The sequence below is a fragment of the Halopseudomonas sp. genome (assembly GCF_036961105.1).
Classification (GTDB): Bacteria; Pseudomonadota; Gammaproteobacteria; order Pseudomonadales; family Pseudomonadaceae; genus Halopseudomonas.
Genome location: NZ_JBALWW010000030.1, coordinates 13,293 through 32,428, shown reverse-complemented (window position 1 = coordinate 32,428; position 19,136 = coordinate 13,293). Strand labels below are relative to the sequence as shown.

At 60.9% G+C, this 19,136-nt stretch carries 17 protein-coding genes; 9 read left to right on the top strand and 8 right to left on the bottom strand.

Annotated features, from left to right (window positions below):
• Positions 1-173: 173 nt before the first annotated feature.
• From urtE to urtA, 5 genes are all read right to left on the bottom strand, one after another.
• Positions 174-863 (bottom strand): urea ABC transporter ATP-binding subunit UrtE, encoded by a 690-nt coding sequence (gene urtE, locus V7756_RS18130; protein ID WP_335611609.1) that lies wholly within the window; start codon positions 861-863, stop codon positions 174-176.
• A gap of 18 nt (positions 864-881) precedes the next feature.
• Complete coding sequence (urtD, locus tag V7756_RS18125; RefSeq protein WP_335611608.1) at positions 882-1,622, bottom strand: urea ABC transporter ATP-binding protein UrtD; 741 nt, start codon at positions 1,620-1,622, stop codon at positions 882-884.
• Positions 1,619-2,761, bottom strand: coding sequence for an urea ABC transporter permease subunit UrtC (gene urtC / locus V7756_RS18120; protein ID WP_335611607.1), 1,143 nt, complete (start codon positions 2,759-2,761; stop codon positions 1,619-1,621). The genes urtD and urtC overlap by 4 nt, the downstream gene beginning before the upstream one ends.
• A 27-nt stretch (positions 2,762-2,788) precedes the next feature.
• Positions 2,789-3,712: an urea ABC transporter permease subunit UrtB gene (urtB, locus tag V7756_RS18115; RefSeq protein ID WP_335611606.1), complete on the bottom strand. Its 924-nt coding sequence runs from the start codon at positions 3,710-3,712 to the stop codon at positions 2,789-2,791.
• Between the two features lie 72 nt (positions 3,713-3,784).
• Entirely contained in the window at positions 3,785-4,930 is a 1,146-nt protein-coding gene (urtA, locus tag V7756_RS18110; RefSeq protein WP_335611610.1) for an urea ABC transporter substrate-binding protein, read from the bottom strand.
• Between the two features lie 535 nt (positions 4,931-5,465).
• Here urtA and fmdA point away from each other — a divergent pair.
• The 5 genes from fmdA to V7756_RS18085 all read left to right on the top strand — a co-directional run bounded on the left by fmdA (position 5,466) and on the right by V7756_RS18085 (position 11,007).
• Complete coding sequence (gene fmdA / locus V7756_RS18105; RefSeq protein ID WP_335611605.1) at positions 5,466-6,695, top strand: formamidase; 1,230 nt, start codon at positions 5,466-5,468, stop codon at positions 6,693-6,695.
• Positions 6,696-6,764: 69 nt separating this feature from the next.
• Positions 6,765-7,088 (top strand): FmdB family zinc ribbon protein, encoded by a 324-nt coding sequence (locus V7756_RS18100; protein ID WP_335611604.1) that lies wholly within the window; start codon positions 6,765-6,767, stop codon positions 7,086-7,088.
• A gap of 133 nt (positions 7,089-7,221) precedes the next feature.
• The gene (locus tag V7756_RS18095; RefSeq protein WP_335611603.1) at positions 7,222-8,817 is read left to right on the top strand and encodes a sigma-54-dependent Fis family transcriptional regulator; all 1,596 of its coding nucleotides are present in this window, start codon (positions 7,222-7,224) and stop codon (positions 8,815-8,817) included.
• A 41-nt stretch (positions 8,818-8,858) separates the two neighbouring features.
• On the top strand, positions 8,859-9,905 hold the full coding sequence (locus tag V7756_RS18090) for an aliphatic amidase (RefSeq protein WP_335611602.1): 1,047 nt from the start codon (positions 8,859-8,861) through the stop codon (positions 9,903-9,905).
• A 55-nt stretch (positions 9,906-9,960) separates the two neighbouring features.
• Entirely contained in the window at positions 9,961-11,007 is a 1,047-nt protein-coding gene (locus V7756_RS18085) for an AAA family ATPase (protein ID WP_335611601.1), read from the top strand.
• Positions 11,008-11,069: 62 nt separating this feature from the next.
• Here V7756_RS18085 and V7756_RS18080 read toward each other — a convergent pair whose 3' ends face one another.
• The 3 genes from V7756_RS18080 to rpmE form a co-directional block, all read right to left on the bottom strand.
• Entirely contained in the window at positions 11,070-12,332 is a 1,263-nt protein-coding gene (locus V7756_RS18080; RefSeq protein ID WP_335611600.1) for a malic enzyme-like NAD(P)-binding protein, read from the bottom strand.
• A 175-nt stretch (positions 12,333-12,507) separates the two neighbouring features.
• On the bottom strand, positions 12,508-13,305 hold the full coding sequence (locus V7756_RS18075; RefSeq protein WP_442909025.1) for a thermonuclease family protein: 798 nt from the start codon (positions 13,303-13,305) through the stop codon (positions 12,508-12,510).
• Between the two features lie 25 nt (positions 13,306-13,330).
• Positions 13,331-13,543, bottom strand: a complete 213-nt coding sequence (gene rpmE, locus V7756_RS18070; RefSeq protein ID WP_092287436.1) for a 50S ribosomal protein L31 — start codon at positions 13,541-13,543, stop codon at positions 13,331-13,333.
• Positions 13,544-13,783: 240 nt separating this feature from the next.
• Here rpmE and V7756_RS18065 point away from each other — a divergent pair, with 240 nt between their 5' ends.
• The 4 genes from V7756_RS18065 (at position 13,784) to hslV (ending at position 19,130) form a co-directional block, all read left to right on the top strand.
• The gene (locus tag V7756_RS18065) at positions 13,784-16,000 is read left to right on the top strand and encodes a primosomal protein N' (protein WP_335611598.1); all 2,217 of its coding nucleotides are present in this window, start codon (positions 13,784-13,786) and stop codon (positions 15,998-16,000) included.
• Between the two features lie 124 nt (positions 16,001-16,124).
• Positions 16,125-17,870 carry an arginine--tRNA ligase gene (gene argS, locus V7756_RS18060; RefSeq protein ID WP_335611597.1) on the top strand — a complete coding sequence of 582 codons (1,746 nt, stop codon included), beginning with the start codon at positions 16,125-16,127 and terminating at the stop codon, positions 17,868-17,870.
• A gap of 5 nt (positions 17,871-17,875) precedes the next feature.
• Positions 17,876-18,457 carry an SPOR domain-containing protein gene (locus tag V7756_RS18055; RefSeq protein WP_335611596.1) on the top strand — a complete coding sequence of 194 codons (582 nt, stop codon included), beginning with the start codon at positions 17,876-17,878 and terminating at the stop codon, positions 18,455-18,457.
• Positions 18,458-18,599: 142 nt separating this feature from the next.
• Entirely contained in the window at positions 18,600-19,130 is a 531-nt protein-coding gene (gene hslV / locus V7756_RS18050; RefSeq protein WP_335611595.1) for an ATP-dependent protease subunit HslV, read from the top strand.
• The last annotated feature ends 6 nt before the right edge of the window (positions 19,131-19,136 follow it).

Genomic DNA, 19,136 nt, shown 5'->3' with positions numbered 1-19,136 from the left:
CTGATTTCAAGCTAACTCATTGATTAATAAGCGCTTTACTTGGAGCTTCCTGCTCAGCGAGAGGGCGAATTATAGAGGCTTCAGCAAGGCCGTCAAGCGCTTATTTTCGTCTCGGGCACAAAAAAGCCCGGCGCCTTGATCAGGCGCCGGGCCGGGCCAGCAAATTCGCGGCTTTAGACAGACAGGTACTTGCTGATGTGCGCCTTGTCGATCTGCTCGCCTACGGCTTCATGCACTATCTTGCCCTTGTCGATCACCAGCATGCGGTCGGCCACGTTAAGCGCGAAACTTAACACCTGCTCCGACACTACTATGCTGATCTTGCGCAGTTGCTTGATCTCATTCAGCGTGATTGCCAGCTGTTTTATGATGGACGGCTGAATCCCCTCGGTCGGCTCATCCAGCAGCAGTACCTTGGGGTTGGCCGCCAACGCCCGGCCGATTGCCAACTGCTGCTGCTGCCCACCCGACAGGTTGCCGGCCTTACGGTGGCGCATTTCCAGCAACACCGGAAACAACTCATAGATGTCATCCGGCACCTTTCGCCGTCCGGTGACCTCCAGGCCGGCCATGATGTTTTCCTCTACTGTCAGGGCCGGAAACACCATGCGCCCCTGGGGCACGTAGGCAATACCACTTGCCACCCGCTGGTAAGACTGCAACTTCGATAACGCCTTGTCATTGAAGGTGATCTCGCCGCCACTGCAGGGGATCATGCCGATCAGTGACTTGAACAGCGTGGTCTTGCCCATGCCGTTACGACCCATGATGGCGACGGTCTCGTTCTCGCCCACTTCCAGGTTGATGCCGTGGATGACCTCGCTCATGCCATAACTGACCCGCAGGTCGCTTACTTTCAACATGCTCATGCTCCCTATCAGTTAGTGGCCGAGATAAACCTCGATGACCTTTTCGTTCTGCTGTACCTCATCCATCTTGCCTTCGGCGAGCAACTTGCCCTGATGCAGCACGGTGACGCGGTGGGCTATGTCCTTGACGAAGTCCATGTCGTGCTCGATGACGATCACCGAGCGGTTCTTGCTGATACGACCCAAGAGTTCGGCCGTGGCTTCGCGCTCGGAGACGCTCATCCCCGCGACCGGTTCATCCAGCATCAGCAGCTCCGGATCCTGAATCAGCAGCATGCCGATCTCCAGCCACTGCTTCTGCCCGTGACTGAGCAGACCGGCACTGGTATCCAGGCGATCACTGAGAAAAATATCCTTCGCGACCTCAAGTACCCGCTCCCGCACCTTGTCAGTCACCTTGAAGAACAGGCTGCCAAACACGTTGCGGCCTTTGGGGTAGGAGAGCTCCAGGTTCTCCCGCACGCTGAGATTTTCGTAGATGGAAGGTGTCTGGAATTTGCGTCCTACACCTGCCTTGACGATATCGTGCTCTACCAGTTTGGTCAGTTCGGTTTCCTTGAACTTGATTGATCCGGCAGACGCCTTGGTCTTGCCGCAGATCAGGTCGAGCAAGGTAGTCTTGCCCGCCCCATTGGGACCGATGACTACGCGCACCTCGTTGCGCTCTACGTAAAGGTTGAGTCCGTCGACGGCCTTGAAGCCATCAAAGGATACGGTCAGGTCTTCAATGGCCAGCAAAATGGGCGATGTCATGGCCGCGCCTCCTGTGCAACACCTTCGTCAGCACTGCTATTGCCGTTCGATTTGCGAGAAAACAGCTTCGCCACCCGAGGACGGACATGGTCTTCGTAGATACCGGCCAGCCCTTGTGGGAACAGCAGTACCACGCCAATAAAGAGCGCCCCCATAAACACGATCCACAGCTGCGGGAAGCTTTCCGACAACAAGGTTTTCGCCAGATTGACCAGCAGCGCGCCGTAGACCGCGCCAATCAATGACAGACGCCCACCCACGGCGCAAAAGATGACCATTTCAATCGATACCACGGTGCCGACAAAGGAAGGCGACATGAAGCCGACCTGCAGCGCAAACATCGCACCGCCGAGCGCGGAGAACACCCCGGCCAGGGCAAACACGAAGATCTTGATATTGGCGACGTCGTAGCCGGAGAAGCGCACGCGGTCTTCCTGGTCGCGCATGGCAATCAGCAATTTGCCGTACCGGCTGTTGAGCACGAACTGACCAATCAGCAGACAAAGGATCAGCAGAATGCAGCACAGGAAGTACAGCAGGTACTTCGAACTATCCGGCCGAATATCCCAACCCAGCAGGGTGCGCAGGTCGGTAATGCCGTTGATGCCACCGGTGTAGCCTTGCTGGCCGATAATCAGAATGGTTGCAATCGAAGCAATCGCCTGGGTGATGATCGCGAAGTACACCCCGCCCACGCGACGCTTGAACATGGCAGCACCGATGACGAAGGCGAACAGCGCCGGCACCGTCAGTATCAGGGCGATGGTCAGCGTCAGGCTGTGGAAGGGCATCCACATTGCCGGCAGTTCGGTGATCTGGTTCCAGTCCATGAAGTCCGGAATCCCCGGCGTACTCTGAATAGCGGTGTTCTCCGGGCTGGATGCTTCCAGCTTGAGAAACATCGCCATGCAGTAACCGCCGATGCCGAAAAACACCCCCTGCCCCAGACTGAGAATGCCGCCGTAACCCCAGCACAGCACCAGACCCACCGCCACAAAAGCGTACGTCAGATACTTGCCGACCAGATTCAGCCGGAAGATATCCAGCGTCAGCGGCAGAATCACCAACAGCAGGACGGCCAGCGCCAGCAACTGCAACAACCGTTGCCGCCCCCCAAATGCTGCTATCCACTTATCCATTTCAATAACCTCCAGCCAGGGCGTCGCTCAGCGACGCACCTTGCTTGCAAAGAGCCCCTGGGGACGGAACATCAGGATGCCGACCACGGTCAGCAGGGTGATGACCTTGGCCATGGACCCGCTGAGGAAAAACTCGAGAATCGATTGCGACTGGGCGATACCGAACGCCGAGACCACGGTGCCCAGCAAGCTCGCTGCGCCGCCAAACACCACAACCAGGAAGGTATCGACGATGTAGAGCCCGCCAGTGGTCGGCCCGGTGGAGGCGATCGTGGTAAAGGCCGCACCCGCCACCCCGGCGATGCCGCAACCCAGGGCAAAGGTAAAACGGTCAACCCGCTGGGTATTGATACCCGCGGCGTTTGCCATTGCCCGATTCTGTGTGGTGGCGCGCACCTTGATGCCCCAGCGCGAGCGATACAGCAGTATCACTACCAGCAGCGTCATCAGCGAGGTGATGCCCATCACAAACAGGCCGTTCAATGGAATATCGATAATGTCGGTAGGTGCCCATGACCCCATCAGCCAGTCAGGCATCACCACGCTGACTTCGCGCGGGCCGAAAGTGGAACGGTAAATCTGCTGCATGATCAGACCCAGCCCCCAGGTCGCCAGCAGCGTATCCAGCGGCCGACTGTACAGGCGCCTTATCAACAGCATTTCCACCAGATAACCGAGTACGAAGGTACCGGCAAAGGCAAGCACCACCGCCAGCGGGAAGTAGAACTCCTGCATCCAGGGCCAGGTTTCCGTGGCCAGCTTGGATACCATCCAGGTGATGTAAGCGCCCAGGGTAAGAAACTCACCATGGGCCATGTTGATCACGCCCATCTGCCCGAAAATGATCGCCAGCCCGAGGGCCATCAGCAGAAAGACGCAGAACAGGCTCAGGCCACTGAAGCCCTGCATGACGAAGATAGCCGTCAGCTCCTGCGATGTGTAACCGCCCATAATTGCTCTCCTAGACTCGGAAGGATGCGGCCGCGAGGGCCGCATCGGATTACGTCACGTCACCAGGACGCCTTATTGATAACCTTCCGGGAAGGGGTTTGGCTCGATCAGATCAGACTCGTAAACCACTTTGGCCTGACCGTCGGCGCCCCACTGGCCCACACGCAGCTTGCTCCACAGGTGATGATTCTCATGCACCTTCACGTAGCCTTCTGGCGCGGTAGTCAACTCGATCTCGGCAGAGGCAGCGGCTACCGCGTCAACATCGAAGCTACCGGCTTTCTCAACGGCCGCCTTCCACAACCAGGGGCCCAGATAAGCGGCCTGGGTTACGTCGCCGATGACACTGTCGTCACCCCAGCGGGCTTTGAACGCCTTGACGAACTCGACGTTGTTTTCGTTATCCAGCGACTGGAAGTACTTCATCGCCGAATAGAAACCTTCCATGTTCTCGCCACCGATGCCGAGTACTTCGTCTTCGGTCACCGAGATGGTCATGATGGTCTGGCGATCAGCGGTGATACCGGCGGCCTTCAGCTGCTTCCACCAGGCCACGTTGGAGCCGCCAACAATTGAGGCGTACACCACATCAGGCTTTTTCAAGCGGATCTTGTTGATCAGCGAACCGAAGTTGGTGTTACCCAGCGGGTAGTATTCTTCCCCCACCACGGTGCCACCCAGCACGGTTTCAATGTGCTTGCGCGCGATCTTGTTGGAGGTACGCGGCCAGATATAGTCGGAGCCGACCAGGTAGAAAGTCTTGGCGTCCTTCTCCTTGGCGATCCAGTCAAGACCGGCAATGATCTGCTGGGTCGCTTCCTGCCCGGTGTAGATCACGTTCTTGGACTGCTCCAGACCTTCATAAAAGGTTGGGTAGTAGAGCATGCCGTTTTCTTTCTCGAACACGGGCAGCACTGCCTTACGCGAGGCAGAGGTCCAGCAGCCGAAGACGGCGGCTACGTTATCCTGTACCAGCAGCTTGCGCGCCTTCTCGGCGAAGGTCGGCCAGTCACTGGCGCCGTCTTCCTGGATGATCTCGATCTGACGACCCAGCACACCGCCAGCCGCGTTGATCTGCTCAATGGCGAGTTTCTCGGCTTCCACCGAACCGGTTTCGCTGATCGCCATGGTGCCGGTGATCGAATGCAGGATACCTACCTGCACAGTGTCATCAGTAACCGCCAGGCCAGTGGTGTTGACTTCGGCAGCGCCCGCCATTCCGGAAAAGCCCAACCCGGTACTCAGCGCCAACCCGAGAAGGCGGCGCTTCCAGGCCGGCTTGCTGTGTGTTGAATCTTGCATAGGGTAAATCTCCTTAGTGTGGGTAAAACCGGAAAGCGGGCCGCACTCCCTACCCGCTTGCCTGTCACCCTCACCCCAGAGCAACCACTGTGCCAGCACCCCGAAGCGGCTGAAAAATAAATACTCCGAAAATAAAAACCTTTGTTAAATCAGCGGTATGAGCCGATAACCCAACTGCTGCTCCGCCGCGCGAGTCACGCAATGTCAAAGCCAGACACGGGCAAATGACAAAGCGCGCCTGACATTGTCATGACAATGTCAGCAATTGGCTGATGACATTGTCACAAGCGCCCTCTCTGCGCACCGCCAGCAAGCTTGACATTTAACGCAACACGCTGATTTAGCTAGCATTTCAAAATGTAAACAAAGCTGGCACGGCTCATGCTCTGGGATTTGGCACGGGCCGTCATTGGGCCTGACACACTACTCCCGACGCAGAGGATTCCCCGTCATGGCTGAAACACTGATCAAGATCGACCTGAGCAAAAGCCCTCAGGAGCACGACAATATTCACAACCGCTGGCACCCGGATGTGCCCATGGTTGCTACCGTCAAACCCGGCGCCGACTTCATCATCGAGTGCATGGACTGGACCGGTGGCCAGATCGGCAACAATGACAGCGCCGAAGACGTACGCGATGTCGACCTCTCCAAGGTGCACTACCTCAGCGGCCCGGTTGCCGTAGAAGGCGCCGAGCCAGGCGACCTGATGGTGGTCGACATTCTCGACATCGGCGCCTTTGCCGATCAGATGTGGGGCTTCAATGGCGTGTTCGCCAAGGAAAACGGCGGCGGCTTTCTGACCGAACACTATCCCGAAGCGCGCAAGACCATCTGGGACTTCAACGGCATCTACACCAAATCACGCCACATTCCGGGCGTCGAGTTCATCGGCCTGATGCACCCCGGCCTGATCGGCTGCCTGCCATCGCAGGAGCTGCTGGATGAGTGGAACAAGCGCGAGCAAGCGCTGATCGACACCGACCCTGACCGCGTACCCGGCCTGGCCAATCCACCCTACGCGCCCACCGCCCACGTTGGCCGTGCAACTGGTGATGCTGCTGTCAAAGTCGCCAACGAAGGTGCCCGCACCGTGCCCCCGCGCGAACACGGCGGCAACTGCGATATCAAGGATCTGACCAAGGGCTCGCGGGTGTTCTTTCCGGTCTACGTAAAAGGAGGCGGCCTGTCGATGGGCGACCTGCACTTCTCCCAGGGCGACGGTGAAATCACCTTCTGCGGCGCCATCGAGATGGCCGGCTGGATTCACATTCGCGTCAACCTGATCAAGGACGGCGTCAAGAAGTACGGCGTGAAGAACCCGATCTTCCAGCCCAGCGACATGGCGCCGAGCTACAAGAAGCACCTGATCTTCGAAGGCATCTCGGTCGATGAAAGCGGCAAACAGCACTACCTGGATGCCCACGTTGCCTACCGTCAGGCCTGCCTCAACGCCATCGAGTACCTGAAGAAGTTCGGTTACAGCGGCGCGCAGGCGTACTCCCTGCTGGGCACCGCACCCGTACAGGGCCACATCAGCGGCATCGTCGATGTGCCCAACGTCTGCGCCACGGTCTGGATACCCACGGAAATCTTCGATTTCGACATCATGCCCAACGCCGACGGTCCGACCATTGCGGTCACCAGCGACGAAGTGCCCACCGCGTTCTGGAAAGGCTGAGCCACACAGTGGCCCGCACCAAGCTGGCGCGGGCCACCTCGACTTCTTCGCACTAACCGGGAGCACTCCATGCCGTTATACGATTTTGAATGCGAGGCCTGCGGGCCCTTTGAAGCCCTGCTACCCAGCAGCGAGCGCAACCTGCCGCGCAACTGCCCAGCCTGCAGCCAGCCTATGCAAAGGCGCATTTCCGCCCCCCGCCTGCAGACCATGAACAGCCAGCAGCGCCAGGCACACGAGACCAATGAACGCAGTGCACACGCGCCCAAGGTCAGCCACGGGCACAGTTGTTGCAACTCCGGAACTTGTCAGCACAAGCCGCGTGCCGAAGGACAGCCCCCTGCCCTGAAGCAGCAGAGCGGTCCGCGACGACCCTGGATGATCAGCCATTAGCGCTGCGCCGATGGCGGGCAAGCCCCGCATCGTCAACTCCCTACCGAACATCGGTGAAAGGTCGCGCGGACATCATTCCCGCCGCGAGGACTCTCTCATCTTGAATCTCATGCCTGAACGGATAGCCCAACAGATGATGAAGCGCGAACTGGTCGTCATTCTGGAGATGGCCAAGCTGCTGGAAAAGCCGCTGGATGCGCCCCGCACCATTCAGGGCATTCTGCGCTTGCTGTCCCAGCTATACGGGCTGAACTGCGGCCGGGTCAGCCTGCCCGAAGCCAATTCCGACAGCCTGCAGGTGAAATACTCCTACGGCCTGTCCGTCGAAGACCTGAAAGCCGGCCGCTTCAATCTGCACGTCAATCAGGGCGTCACCGGCTACGTCATGCGTACTGGCTCCATCGGCCTGGTGCCGGATGTCGACAACGAGCCGCTGTTCGTGCGCCGCATTACCGAGCTGGCGCACCACAGCGGTGGCCGTATGGCCTTTATCTCAGTACCGATTCTGGAGTCGGGCACACCCATTGGCGTGCTCTCGGTGCAGCGCGAAGGCATGCACGAACGCCCCTTTGATGGCGACATCAGCCTGCTGCGCGTGGCCGCCGCAATGATCGGTCAGGTACTGCGCATCCACCAGTTTGTGGTCGAACAGACCGAGCACCTGGTCAAGGAAAACCAGAGCCTGCGCCACAGCATCGCCATCGAGGGCATGGTCAAACAAAGCCTGGCGCACGGCATTCTCGGTAGCAGCCCGGCGCTGATGGACGCGGTGCGCTCGACCATTCAGGTCGCGCACAGTGACGCGCCGGTGATGCTGCTGGGCGAGTCAGGGACCGGCAAGGAAAAATTCGCACGGATGATTCACCAGCAGAGCGACCGCCGCGAGAAGCCGTTCATCTGCATCAACTGCGCCGCGATTCCGGCCGACCTGCTCGAGTCCGAGCTGTTTGGCCATACCAAGGGCGCCTTCACCGGCGCCGCCCAGAACAAGCAGGGCAAGATAGTCCAGGCCGACGGCGGCACCCTGTTTCTCGATGAAATCGGCGACATGCCGCTGTCACTGCAGGCCAAACTGCTGCGCGTGCTGCAGGAGAAAAAGGTCGACCCGATTGGCAGCAACGACTCGGTGTCGGTGGACTTCCGTGTGATCACCGCCACCCACGTCAACCTGCAGGCCCAGGTGAACCAGGCCGCCTTCCGTCTCGACCTGTTCTACCGCCTGCACGTGGTGCCGGTACACCTGCCGCCACTGCGCGAGCGCCAGGACGACATCAGGCAACTGGCGCTGCATTTTCTCAACGAACTCAATCATCACTACGAGCGCAACTGGAGCCTTTGCCCCGAGGCGTTCGGCATCCTCGAAAACTTCGACTGGCCGGGCAACATCCGGCAACTGCAGAACGTGCTCGAGCGCGCGGCGCTCACCAGCGACCAGGAACTGCTCAGCGGCGAGAAGCTGCGCCAGGCACTGGCCTCGGAAAGTGCCATCACCATTCCCGGCAACCGCCACACGCCCGGCCCCGCAGCGGCCCCGGCAGAGGCGCCGATTACCGAGGAGCCGCGCCAGTACGGCCGTTCCTACAACTGGGTGCAGCAGGACGAGGCCGCGCAGATCAGCGCCATGTTGTCGCAGACCAACAACAATCAGTCCGAAGCCGCACGGCGGCTCAACATCAGTCTCAGACAGCTGCGTTACCGGGTCGACAAGCTTGGCATCGGGCGCAGCTGAACCTACTTGAAACAGTCCTAACCCGAACGGAGGAGTTACCCATGCGTCATGGTGATATTTCCAGCAGCCCCGATACCGTGGGCGTTGCGGTGGTGAACTACAAGATGCCGCGGCTGCACAGCCGCGCCGAGGTCCGGGACAACGCACGCAAGATTGCCGACATGATCATCGGCATGAAGCAGGGCCTGCCCGGCATGGATCTGGTGGTGTTCCCGGAATACAGCACCATGGGCATCATGTACGACAACGACGAGATGATGGCCACCGCAGCGACTGTGCCTGGCGATGAAACCCGCATTTTCAGCGAAGCCTGCAAGCAGGCGAAAACCTGGGGCATCTTCTCGCTGACCGGCGAGCAACATGAGGAGCACCCGAACAAAGCGCCCTACAACACGCTGATCCTGATCAACGATCACGGCGAGATCGTGCAGAAGTACCGCAAGTGCATTCCCTGGTGCCCCATCGAGGGCTGGTATCCGGGTGATCGCACCTACGTTTCGGACGGCCCCAAGGGCATGAAGATCAGCCTGATCATCTGCGACGACGGCAATTATCCGGAGATCTGGCGCGACTGCGCCATGAAGGGCGCCGAGCTGATCGTGCGCTGTCAGGGTTACATGTACCCAGCCAAGGAGCAGCAGGTAATGATGGCCAAGTCCATGGCCTGGGCCAACAACTGCTACGTGGCCGTGGCCAATGCCACCGGCTTTGACGGCGTGTATTCCTACTTCGGCCACTCGGCGATCATCGGCTTCGACGGCCGCACCCTCGGCGAATGCGGCGAGGAGGACATGGGCATTCAGTACGCGCAGCTGTCGGTGTCGCAGATCCGCGATGCACGCGCCAACGACCAGTCGCAGAATCACCTGTTCAAGCTGCTGCACCGCGGTTACACCGGCATGTACAACTCCGGTGACGGTGATCGCGGGGTCGCCGATTGCCCCTTCGACTTCTATCGCACCTGGGTGCTGGATGCCGAGAAGGCCCGCGACAACGTCGAAGCCATGACCCGCAAGACCATTGGCGTGGCTGACTGCCCGGTGGGCGAGCTGCCCCATCCCGGCAAGGATCGCGAAGCTGGCGCCTGAACCTGCCGGCGGCGCCTCGCGTGCCGCCGGCTGCCCCGCAGACGGATGCAGGTAAATGCAAGTCATGCCCTTTATCAATGATGTGCTGGCCGCCAACCAAGAACGTGTTGCAGCCAGCCCCACCACGCGCCAATCGCGCTTTCGCTTTGATCCGGAAACGATGATGGCGCGCCTGCACAGTCGCATCATCGGTCAGAGCGCCGCGCTGCAGGAGATTGGCAGCAGCCTGCAGGTGATCAAGGCTGAACTCGGTGACCCGCAGCGCCCGCTGGGGACTTACCTGTTGCTGGGGCCGACCGGCGTCGGCAAGACCGAAACCGTGCGCCTGCTGGCCGAGGCTATTCACGGCGGCAGCGAGGCCTACTGCCGCATCGACATGAATACCCTGGCGCAATCGCACTACGCCGCCTCACTGACCGGTGCGCCGCCCGGTTACGTCGGCAGCAAGGAAGGCACCACGCTGTTTGACCGTGAGCGCATCGAGGGCGACTACGGTCGTCCCGGCATAGTACTGTTCGACGAACTGGAGAAAGCGGACGACCAGGTTATTCGCGCCCTGATGAACATCCTCGACAATGGCCAACTGCGCCTGAGTGCCGGCAACGGCAACCTGGATTTTCGCAACAGTCTGATTTTCATGACCTCCAACCTGGGCGCCGGCCCGCACAGCAAAAGCGCGCGCTGGCTGCCCCGGCGCCTGCAGCTGGCGCAGCAGCACCGCCGCCAGGAGGCAGCTCTCGGCGCCCGGCTGGACCCGGAGTTCATCAACCGCATCGACCACCGCATTCACTATGCGAGCCTGCCCCGCGACCAGCTTGAGCAACTGGTTGATCTGGCCCTGGCACGGCTGAACCAGCGCCTGGGCCGCCATCAGGTACAGCTGCTGCTGGAACAGTCAGCGCGGCAGTGGCTGGCGCAGCAGGGTTTTGATCCACGCTACGGCGCCCGCGCTATGGCACGCACATTCCGCCATCATCTGGAGCCGGCGGTCGCACAGTGCCTGCTTTCGGCCAATGGTTGTCCGCCCGGCAGCCTGCTGCGCGCCAGTCGCAACAATGCGGCGACGCGGATCGATATCAGTCTCGAGGCCCCGGACTGCTGAGCCGCGTAAAACCGGCAGGCACAAAAAACCCCGCCTAAGCGGGGTTTTTCACATCAACCGACTCAGATGCAGTCTTCAACCGACTTGAGTGGGTAATGCGCCGGATAGGGGCGCGTCGCCACACCGGAATCGATGGCTGCCTGGGCCACGGCTGCAGGCACCTTCTCGATCAGACGCACGTCCATCGGCTTGGGAATGATGTACTCGCGACCGAAGGCCAGATCGATACCGCCGTAAGCCTCGGAAACGTACTCTGGTACCGGCTCCTTGGCCAGTTCACGGATAGCGTGAACTGCTGCGATCTTCATTTCTTCGTTGATACGCGTGGCACGAACGTCCAATGCACCACGGAAGATGAAGGGGAAGCCCAGCACGTTGTTGACCTGGTTCGGGTAATCGGAACGACCGGTCGCCATGATCACGTCAGGACGTGAGGCATGAGCCAGCGCAGGATCGATTTCCGGATCCGGGTTGGAACAGGCGAAGACGATGGGGTTTTCAGCCATCAGCTTCAGTTCAGCGGGCTGCAGCAGGTTCGGACCAGACAGACCAACGAAGACGTCAGCGCCTTTCATGGCATCGGACAGCGTGCGCTTGTCGGTTTCAGTCGCGAAGATGGCCTTGTATTCGTTCAGGTCATCACGGCCGGAGTGGATCACACCCTTGCGGTCAAGCATGTAGATGTTCTCGGCCTTGGCGCCCATGCTCACCAGCAGTTTCATGCAGGCGATGGCGGCAGCGCCGGCACCCAGACAAACGATCTTGGCGCTTTCCAAAGTCTTGTCGGCCAGCTCCAGCGCGTTGATCATGGCGGCAGCGGTAACGATCGCGGTGCCGTGCTGGTCATCGTGGAAAACCGGAATATCACACTGCTCGATCAGGGCACGCTCGATCTCGAAGCACTCGGGCGCCTTGATATCTTCGAGGTTGATGCCGCCGAAAGTGCAGGAGATGCGCTTGACGGTGTCAATGAAGGCCTGCGGGCTCTCGGACTCGACTTCGATGTCGAATACGTCGATCCCGGCAAAACGCTTGAACAGCACGCCCTTGCCTTCCATTACCGGCTTGCTCGCCAGCGGCCCCAGGTTACCCAGGCCGAGGATGGCGGTACCGTCAGAGATAACGGCAACCAGGTTGCCTTTACCGGTGTATTTGTAGGCGTTTTCCAGATCCTTGGCGATTTCACGCACCGGTTCTGCTACACCCGGGCTGTAGGCCAGAGCCAGATCGCGCGCAGTGGCGGTCGGCTTGGTCAGTTCTACGCTCAGCTTGCCTGGACGCGGATTTGCGTGATAGGCGAGTGCATCAGTTCTCAAGTCAGACATGGTCAATAGTTTCCGGTCAGGTTGCTCATGCGGACGTCGGAGAATACATAAAACCCCGAGGGGTAACAAGGTTATTCACGGCATCAATGTCAAGGCCAATCTGTTACGTCCTTGAGTCATATTGACGCATGCTCGCCCAGGGCTTCCCCTGACCTGCCAGTGCGTACCCGCAAGCCTAAAGCCGCCGCAGTTGCAGTGGATGCCGCACATTGAGCATGAAGCGGCGATAGCCAGGACGCATGCCACTCCAGGACTGCCGATCAAGCAGCCAGCCTCTGAGCTCAAGCTCTGCGCCCACCCAGCTGGCATCCGGCAACACGGGGAAATGCCTGCGATCAGCCATCGACAGGCGCAGGATCACGGGCCCCTCCAGATCGATCCACAGAGTGCTCCCTGCGTGGTTGATTGCACTAACCTTGCCACGCAGCAAATGAAAACCGCCGCTGCGCAAGGCGCTAGCTGGTGTAATCGACTGTGAACGCCACAAACCCAGACGGGCGCTGCGCGCCTGATCCTCGGCCGCAGCATGGCAAGCCACCAGTGCCAGGTTGGGCGGAATCGCCACGGCATAACCCAGCCCTTCGGCCAGCAGCTGCGCTTCAAGATTCGCGCCGTGCTCGTCAAACAGGTAGCCCAGGGTGCGACCATAGCGATCGGTCGCCTCGCTGCCGGTCACCAGATGCAGCTTTCTGCCGTCGGCCAATGCCTGCAGCCTTCGCTTGGCCGCCTGCGCATAGGGCTCGGACGGCTTGCCGTCGCGACCCAGTTCGGGCGCGTTGACGCCGATCAGGCGTAGTCGACGCCCATCCTGCAGGCGCAGAGTGTCGCCATCGGTCACCCTTTGACTAGTAACCGGCTTGGCGCCAGCCGGCATGGTGCAAAGATCGCCGCGCGCCTGCGCAAACGAAGGTACCAGCAAAAACCAGGCAACAAAAAAGGCGCCCCACTGGAGCGCCTTTTTTCGATTGGACAAAGCCACCTGGGCCCGTCTGCTCGTGTTACTTGCTGCTGACTGCGCCGAAACGCTGCTTGAAGCGCTCGATACGTCCGCCAGTATCCAGCACCTTCTGCTTACCGGTGTAGAAGGGGTGGCACTCGGAGCACACGTCCAGGTGGATAGGTGCGCACAGGCTGGAACGGGTAGTAATCACGTTACCGCAGCTGCAGGTAGCCTTGATTTCTTCGTACTTGGGATGCAAATCAGCTTTCATGGTCATTCCTCGGTTGGTTTGTGCCGCCACCGGATCAACCTGATCGGGCACCGCACTCAGTAAACTTTCTATCAGTAAGCTTTCTAGCAGTTTCTCTACCAGTCCGGGGCCGGGTGCAAGCCTGCACACAGAGCGACCGGAAATTAGGCCGGCGATGATAACAGAATTCGACCCCGACGCAAGCCCGGTGTTTTGCCACGGCGGTGGTAACATAGCGGCCTGCCAACCGGAGTCCGTTACGTGCCACCACCCATTCTGCAAGTTGCCCTGCCCTCACCGCTGCGCCGCCTGTTCGATTATCAGGCGCCCGCTGGTGTCGCGCGCGAGCAGTTGCAGATAGGCCAGCGGGTAAGAGTACCCTTCGGCCGTCGCGCCCTGGTCGGCATAATCGCCGGCCTGAGCGACCACACCGACGTGCCAGAGGGCAAGCTCAAGCCAGCCGAGGCGGTGCTCGACAGCACCCCGCTGTTGCCGCCGAGCCTCTGGCAGCTATGCCAATGGACTGCGCGCTATTACCAGCATGGCCTGGGTGACACTCTGAGCGTGGCTCTGCCCGTGCTGTTGCGCCAGGGCGAACCAGCGCTGGCGCGGCAGGATCGGCTTTGGCAACTCTTGCCCGGCGCCTATCCGGAGCATCCGGCAGTGGCACGCGCAGCCAAGCAGAAACACGCCGTGCAGGTGCTGGCGCAGCACCCCCACGGGCTCTCGCATGCACTCATCGCCCAATGGGGCCTGACCCGCGACGCACTCGAAGCCCTGGAGAAAAAAGGGTTGGTCGAGCGCATCGAGCAGTCCCCCCATCATATTGCCGAACCGCTACCTTTATTAAGGCAGGCGCCGCTGACGGCCAACGACGAACAGCAGGCCGCGCTGGACGCCATTCTCGCCAAGGCCGGCTTTCACGCCTGGCTGCTGGAGGGGGTCACCGGCAGCGGCAAGACCGAGGTCTACCTGCAGGCCATCGAACAATGCCTGCGCAGCGGGCATCAGGCGCTGGTGCTGATTCCTGAGATCGGCCTCACACCGCAGACCCTGGCGCGCTTCCAGCAGCGCTTCAGCGCGCCCGTGGTCATTCTGCATTCGGGCCTCAACGACCGAGAACGGCTGGACGCCTGGGTTGCCGCGCGCGATGGCGATGCCGGGATAGTGATTGGCACGCGCTCGGCCATCTTCACACCACTGGCGCGCCCGGGCTTGATTATCGTCGACGAAGAACATGACCTTTCCTATAAACAGCAGGAAGGCTTGCGTTACAACGCCCGCGATCTGGCGGTATACCGCGCGCATCTGGAACAGGTGGCAGTGATTCTGGGCTCCGCCACGCCGTCGCTGGAAAGCCTGCACAACGTGGAGCAGGGCCGCTACCATCTGTTGCGCCTGACCCAGCGTGCCGGCAACGCCAAGCCACCCAGCTTTCAATGCCTCGATATTCGCAGCCGGCCGCTGGAAGGCGGCCTGTCGCGCCCGCTCACGCTATTGATTGGCGAGCACTTGAACAAGGGTAACCAGGTACTGGTATTCATCAACCGGCGCGGCTTTGCCCCGACCCTGATGTGCCACGATTGCGGCTGGATTGCCGAGTGCAAGCGCTGCGACGCGCGCATGACGGTGCATCAGTCGCCGGCGCACCTGCATTGCCACCACTGCAACAGTCAGCGGCCTTTGGACAAGCACTGCCCCAAATGCCAGAGCACCGACCTGCGGCCACTTGGCGCCGGCACGGAACGCACCGAAGAGCACCTGAACGAGCGCTTTCCGGACTTCCCTGTGCTGCGCATCGACCGCGAAAGCATGAGCCGCAAGAAGGCCATGCAGCAGATGATGGAGACCATCCAGAGCGCGCAGCCCTGCATCCTGGTCGGCACGCAGATGCTCGCCAAGGGTCACCATTTCCCCGATGTCACCCTGGTGGCCATTCTGGATGCCGACGGCGGACTGTTTTCCGCCGATTTCCGCGGCCCTGAACGCATGGCGCAGATGATTACCCAGGTGGCCGGACGCGCCGGGCGCGCCGAGAAGCCTGGCCAGGTGATCATTCAGACCCACATGGCCGAACATCCGCTCCTGATCGAGCTCACCGAGCAGGGCTACCCCGCCATCGCCAAACGCGAACTGGCCGAACGCGCCATTTCGCAACTGCCGCCCTACCGTTTCATGGCACTGCTGCGCGCCGAGGCCAACAACGGCCGCGCCGCCAATGAATTTCTCGAGCAGGCGCTGGAGCAGGCAGAGCAACTGGTCGATCAGCACCAGCTCGCCGATATCGACCTGCTCGGCCCGGTGCCCTCGCCCATGGAGCGCCGTGCCGGCCGTTTTCGCGCACAGTTGCTGCTGCAGGCCGCACAACGCTCGACACTGCACCAATTGGTACATTTATTATTGCCACTGCTGGAGCAGCATCCGGACGCGCGTCGCGTGCGCTGGTCCATCGACATCGACCCGCTGGACATGTTCTAACCCCGCCTGCGGCTCCATGCACTAGAGCGCCATGCATCAGTCCATGCCGGGAAGATTTGGCAAGGCGCCCGTTAAACCGGATAATGTCGGGTTTTCACTGGGCACCTGCCGGATACTCCATTAAATGAAGAACCTGATCAGCCAGCTTCTGGCCACCGCCGTCGACAGCCTCAAGAGCGAGGGCGTTCTGCCCGCCGACATCACTGCCAATATTCAGGTGGAGACCGCGCGCGACAAGACCCACGGCGACTTCGCCAGCAATCTGGCGATGACGCTGGCCAAGCCGGCGAAAATGAAGCCGCGCGATCTGGCTGACAAGCTGGTTGCCGCCCTGCCCGCTCACCAGGCGGTCGCCAGCGTGAACATCGCCGGCCCCGGTTTTATCAACTTCTTTCAGGACAGCGCCTGGCTGGCCGCGCAACTGCAGAGCGCGCTGGATGACCCGCAGCTGAATGCTCGCGCGGTGGGTGAGGCCCAGCGCGTGGTGGTCGATTACTCCTCACCCAACCTGGCCAAGGAAATGCACGTGGGGCACCTGCGCTCCTCCATCATCGGCGATGCCGTGGCCCGCGTACTGGAATTTCTTGGCCATAGCGTCATCCGCCAGAACCACGTCGGCGACTGGGGCACCCAATTCGGCATGCTGCTGGCCTACATGGAAGAAAACCCGGTGGACGCCGAGGCCGAGCTGGGCGATCTGGAGAACTTCTACCGCCAGGCCAAGAAGCGCTTTGACGAGAGCGAAGACTTCGCCAACCGAGCCCGTGAGCGCGTGGTGCAGCTGCAGGCCGGCGATCCGGATTGTCTGGCACTGTGGAACCGCTTCAACCAGATTTCTCTGGGCCACTGCCAGGCCGTCTACGACCGCCTTGGCGTCAGCCTGACCCAGGCCGATGTGCGCGGTGAAAGCGCCTATAACGACAAGCTGGCCGGCATCGTCAGCGATCTGCGCAGCGCAGGTCTGCTGACCGAAAGCGAGGGCGCCCAGTGCGTCTTCCTTGATGAGTTCAAGAACAGCGAAGACAAGCCTCTGCCGGTGATAGTGCAGAAGGCCGGCGGCGGTTACCTGTACGCTACCACCGACCTGGCTGCCATGCGCTATCGGCACGATCAGCTGCATGCCGACCGCGTGCTGTACTTCGTCGACCAGCGCCAGGCCCTGCACTTCCAGCAGGTGTTCGCCGTGGCGCGCAAGGCCGGCTTTGTCCCCGCCGAGATGCAACTGGAGCACATGGGCTTCGGCACCATGAACGGCGCCGACGGCCGTCCGTTCAAGACCCGCGACGGCGGCACCGTCAAACTGACCGACCTGCTGGATGAGGCCGAAGAGCGCGCCTATGCGCTGGTGGCCGAAAAAAATCCCGAGCTGAGCGCCGGCGAGCTGCGCGAGATCGCCCGCGCCGTCGGGATTGGCGCGGTCAAGTATGCCGATCTGTCCAAGCATCGCAGCAGCGATTACAGCTTCAATTTCGATCTGATGCTCAGCTTCGACGGCAACACCGCCCCCTACCTGATGTACGCCTACACGCGGGTGGCCAGCGTGTTCCGCAAGCTGGAGCGGCCGATGACGCAGCTAGATGATCTGGCACCACTGGTATTGGAGGCGCCCGCCGAAGTCGAACTGGGCGCGCACCTGGCGCAGTTTGGCAATACACTCAACTATGTTGCCCGCGAGGGTACTCCCCACGTACTCTGCCACTATCTGTACGAGCTGGCCGGACGGTTCTCCGGCTTCTATGAGCAGTGCCCGATTCTGGCCGCAGACGATCAGGCCCAGCGCGACAGCCGCCTGCGTCTCGCCGCGCTGACCGGACGCACCCTGAAGCAGGGCCTCGACCTGCTTGGTATCACTACATTGGAGCGCATGTAACCCGCATGGCTAAAGGACGCAAAGCCCCTCGCCGCGGCGCCAGCCGCGCGCAACCCTCAGCCAGACGCAAGGGAGTTCCCGGCTGGCTGTGGCTGGTCAGTGGTCTGGTGATAGGTCTGTTTGTCGCCTTTCTGTTCCAGTTGGAGCCGGGGCATGACAACGTCAAGCGCAGCCCCACACCGCCCAAACCGACCAATGCACCAGCCAAGGCTGCACCGCCGCAACAGCCAACCTATGACTTCTACACCCTGCTACCCGAATCCGAGGTGATAGTGCCCGAGAATACCGGCAAGGTGGAGACGCCGCCCGAGCCGGAGAAGACCGACGCGGCCACTGCCGACAGCGCAGTGCGCTACTACCTGCAAGCGGGCTCCTTCAAGCAGAAAGCCGACGCCGACAAGGTGCGTGCGCAGATATTGCTGCTGGGGCTCGACGTGCGCCTTGAGAGCGCCAAATTGAACGATGGACAAACCTGGCACCGCGTCCAGGTCGGTCCTTTCCAGAGCAAGGACAGTCTCACCCAGGCGCAAAGCACGCTCAGCGGCAACGGCTTCCAGAACCTGCTTCCGCAGCAGCGTAGCCAGTAACATTCCTCTGCCTGCCCCGGCATTGTCCGGGGCTGCTCGCTCGCACCCTCACCCATTGCCTTGAAATCTCGGCGCCAGCCCCCAGATAGATTTCAGGCAGCCTGCTGCCTCCCATTTCTCCACAGCCAACCAGGAGTTGCGCGTGACTACAATCGTATCTGTTCGCAGGCACGGCAAGGTCGTGATCGGTGGCGACGGCCAGGTCTCCCTCGGCAATACCGTAATGAAGGGCAATGCCCGCAAAGTACGCCGCCTGTACAAGGATCAGGTTATCGCCGGTTTTGCCGGTGGTACCGCCGACGCTTTCACTCTGTTCGAGCGCTTTGAAGCGCAACTGGAAAAGCACCAGGGCAATCTGGTCCGCGCCGCCGTCGAACTGGCCAAGGACTGGCGCACTGACCGCGCCTTGCGCAAGCTTGAGGCACTGCTGGCGGTCGCCAACAAGGATGCCTCGCTGATCATTACCGGCAACGGCGACGTCATCGAGCCGGAAGAAGGCCTGATTGCCATCGGCTCCGGCGGCCCCTACGCCCAGTCCGCGGCCCGCGCACTGCTCAGGCACACCGAGCTGTCAGCCCGTGAGATTGTCGATTCCAGCCTGAACATTGCTGGCGAAATCTGCATCTATACCAATGACAATACCACCATTGAGGAGCTGGACGCCAATACCTGAGGCGTT

Excerpts from the sequence above, each read along its gene's own strand:
- urtE (WP_335611609.1), bottom strand. The coding sequence starts at position 863 with ATGTTGAAAGTAAGCGACCTGCGGGTCAGTTATGGCATGAGCGAGGTC.
- V7756_RS18090 (WP_335611602.1), top strand. The coding sequence starts at position 8,859 with ATGCGTCATGGTGATATTTCCAGCAGCCCCGATACCGTGGGCGTTGCG.
- rpmE (WP_092287436.1), bottom strand. The coding sequence starts at position 13,543 with ATGAAAGCTGATTTGCATCCCAAGTACGAAGAAATCAAGGCTACCTGC.
- V7756_RS18095 (WP_335611603.1), top strand. The coding sequence starts at position 7,222 with ATGATGAAGCGCGAACTGGTCGTCATTCTGGAGATGGCCAAGCTGCTG.
- urtC (WP_335611607.1), bottom strand. The coding sequence starts at position 2,761 with ATGGATAAGTGGATAGCAGCATTTGGGGGGCGGCAACGGTTGTTGCAG.
- fmdA (WP_335611605.1), top strand. The coding sequence starts at position 5,466 with ATGGCTGAAACACTGATCAAGATCGACCTGAGCAAAAGCCCTCAGGAG.
- urtD (WP_335611608.1), bottom strand. The coding sequence starts at position 1,622 with ATGACATCGCCCATTTTGCTGGCCATTGAAGACCTGACCGTATCCTTT.
- urtA (WP_335611610.1), bottom strand. The coding sequence starts at position 4,930 with ATGGCGGGCGCTGCCGAAGTCAACACCACTGGCCTGGCGGTTACTGAT.
- argS (WP_335611597.1), top strand. The coding sequence starts at position 16,125 with ATGAAGAACCTGATCAGCCAGCTTCTGGCCACCGCCGTCGACAGCCTC.
- V7756_RS18055 (WP_335611596.1), top strand. The coding sequence starts at position 17,876 with ATGGCTAAAGGACGCAAAGCCCCTCGCCGCGGCGCCAGCCGCGCGCAA.
- V7756_RS18100 (WP_335611604.1), top strand. The coding sequence starts at position 6,765 with ATGCCGTTATACGATTTTGAATGCGAGGCCTGCGGGCCCTTTGAAGCC.
- urtB (WP_335611606.1), bottom strand. The coding sequence starts at position 3,712 with ATGGGCGGTTACACATCGCAGGAGCTGACGGCTATCTTCGTCATGCAG.
- V7756_RS18085 (WP_335611601.1), top strand. The coding sequence starts at position 9,961 with ATGCAAGTCATGCCCTTTATCAATGATGTGCTGGCCGCCAACCAAGAA.
- V7756_RS18080 (WP_335611600.1), bottom strand. The coding sequence starts at position 12,332 with ATGTCTGACTTGAGAACTGATGCACTCGCCTATCACGCAAATCCGCGT.